Here is a 2,637-nt window from a genome sequence, read left to right on the forward strand (position 1 = left end):
GTGGTTTGTAAAAAATCTCAACAAAGAAAATGGATTTAAAAGAAAAATTAGTATCGTCTTTTATGGCGTTCGAAGAGCAAATAGACGTTCATTCAGATTTACATGACATTAGAATTTCGGCTATAAAAAACTTTGAAAATAAAGGTTTTCCAACCAAAAAAGACGAAGCTTGGAAATATACTTCACTCAATGCAATTTTAAAAAATGATTTTTCGGTTTTTCCAAAACATGAAAATGCAATAGAATTTGCCGAAGTAAAAAAATATTTTTTACACGAAATTGACACTTACAAAGTTATTTTTGTAGACGGAAAATTCTCCTCTTTTTTATCATCAACATCACACGATGGATTAGACGTTTGTTTACTATCATCTGCACTTTCTAAACCAAAATATAAAGTAGCAATAGACGAATATTTCAATAAAATTGCAAGCAAACACGAAAGTTTAACAACTTTAAATACTGCATTTGCAAACGAAGGTGCGTATATAAATATTCCCAAAAGCAAGGTTGTAGAAAAACCAATAGAAATAATTTATTTCTCAACCGGAGTTGAAAATGCCTTAATGGTGCAACCAAGAAACCTTGTAATAGTTGGCGAAAATGCACACGTTCAAATTATAGAAAGACATCAAGCATTAAACGAAAATCCTGTGTTAACCAATTCAGTTACAGAAATTTTTGCACAAAAACGTTCCATTGTAGATTATTATAAAATTCAAAACGATTTACTAACTGCCAATCTTATAGACAATACCTATATTGCTCAAAAAGACAATAGTTTTGTATCGGTTCACACCTCCACTTTTGGCGGAAACATCACTCGCAACAACCTAAATTTCTATCATCAAGGCGAACATATCGATTCTACACTAAAAGGAATTACCATCATTGGCGCCAAGCAACACGTAGATCATTACACTTTGGTGCAACACGCAACACCCAATTGCGAAAGCCATCAAAACTATAAAACCATACTTTCAGACAGCGCAACAGGAGTTTTTAACGGAAAGATTTTTGTAGAAAAAGAAGCCCAAAAAACCGATGCTTTTCAGCAAAACAACAATATTTTACTAAGCGACAAAGCCACCATAAATGCCAAGCCACAACTAGAAATTTTTGCCGACGATGTAAAATGTTCACACGGTTGCACCATTGGCCAACTAGACGAAAACGCAATGTTTTACATGCAACAACGCGGCATTCCCAAGAAAGAAGCCAAAGCATTGTTGATGTACGCCTTCTCAAACGAAGTTATAGAAAGCATCAAAATTCCAGAACTTAAACAACGAATCACCAAAATTATTGCTACAAAATTGGGCGTAAATTTAGGATTTGATTTGTAATTTTTAAAAGCCAATCCAACCATACATTTCAAGTTTACTACTATTGTAACTATTTTTCTAAAACAATAAACGTGCTTCCTTTGGTCGCAGTTTATTGTCAAGAAAAATTAGTCACAATAGTAGTAAAGCTTTCCATTTCTGTCTGGGCTAAACCATCTACAAAGATCAGTAACAATTTTAAGTATTGACTAACCAATAAAAAATCGCTATTTTTGAGCAATCAAACCATATAGTAATGACAGAATATCCAAAATTTGCAGTAATTGGTGGCGGAAGTTGGGCAACAGCAATAGCCAAAATGTTATGTGTAAATCTACCCGAAATTTCATGGTACATGCGAAACGAATCAGCCTTAGAACATTTACAAACACACCATCACAACCCAAATTATTTAAGCTCGGTAGAGTTTGACATAAAAAAACTAAAACTTACAAGCAACATCAACCAAGCAGTTGCTTACGCCGATTATATAATCTTTGCAATTCCATCAGCATTTCTTGGTAGTGAATTAAAAAAACTAACCCAAAGTTTAGAAGGAAAAGTAATATTTTCTGCCATAAAAGGAATTGTTCCTGAGACTAGTTTAATAGTTGGCGAACATTTTAATAAAACCTACAACATACCATTTGAAGACATTGGTGTAATAACTGGACCATGTCATGCCGAAGAAGTTGCATTAGAACGCCTTTCCTATTTAACAATTGCTTGTGGCGATGCCAATAAAGCAAGAATTGTAGCGAAATGTTTATCTGGAAATTACATAAAAGCCAAAATCTCTGACGATATTATTGGAACAGAATATGCAGCAATGCTAAAAAATATTTATGCAATTGCAGCAGGAATGGCTCACGGATTGGGTTATGGCGACAATTTTCAATCGGTTTTAATGAGTAACGGAATTCGAGAAATTAAGAAATTCATTAGAAAAGTACACAAAATGAAACGTAACATTAATAACTCTGCCTACTTGGGCGATTTATTGGTAACAGGATATTCGGTTTTTTCAAGAAATAGAATGTTTGGTAATATGATTGGAAAAGGATACACCGTAAAAAGCGCCATGATGGAAATGAGTATGGTTGCCGAAGGTTATTATGCCACAAAAAGTGCTTGGGAATTAAACCAAAATTATGGTGCAAAAACACCAATTATTGATGCTGTTTACGAAATTCTTTATGAAAATAAAAATGCTAAAGCAGTGTTTAAAAAATTAACTGATAAATTGGATTGATTTTTAATTTGTCATTTTTGTAGATGTTACATATTTCTGTAACAAAATTAAGTTTGATAC

At 33.1% G+C, this 2,637-nt stretch carries 2 protein-coding genes; both read left to right on the forward strand.

Annotated elements, in window-relative coordinates; all coding sequences use genetic code 11:
- The first annotated feature begins 29 nt into the window (after positions 1-29).
- Positions 30-1,346: a Fe-S cluster assembly protein SufD gene (gene sufD / locus ACH2BO_RS07305; RefSeq protein WP_395044095.1), complete on the forward strand. Its 1,317-nt coding sequence runs from the start codon at positions 30-32 to the stop codon at positions 1,344-1,346.
- Positions 1,347-1,581: 235 nt separating this feature from the next.
- On the forward strand, positions 1,582-2,577 hold the full coding sequence (locus ACH2BO_RS07310; RefSeq protein ID WP_395044096.1) for an NAD(P)H-dependent glycerol-3-phosphate dehydrogenase: 996 nt from the start codon (positions 1,582-1,584) through the stop codon (positions 2,575-2,577).
- The last annotated feature ends 60 nt before the right edge of the window (positions 2,578-2,637 follow it).

This window comes from Flavobacterium sp. (genome assembly GCF_043773265.1).
Taxonomy (GTDB): Bacteria; Bacteroidota; Bacteroidia; order Flavobacteriales; family Flavobacteriaceae; genus Flavobacterium.

What these genes read in the sequence shown, in the direction of transcription:
- sufD (WP_395044095.1), top strand. Translation starts at nt 30, where the DNA reads ATGGATTTAAAAGAAAAATTAGTATCGTCTTTTATGGCGTTCGAAGAG.
- ACH2BO_RS07310 (WP_395044096.1), top strand. Translation starts at nt 1,582, where the DNA reads ATGACAGAATATCCAAAATTTGCAGTAATTGGTGGCGGAAGTTGGGCA.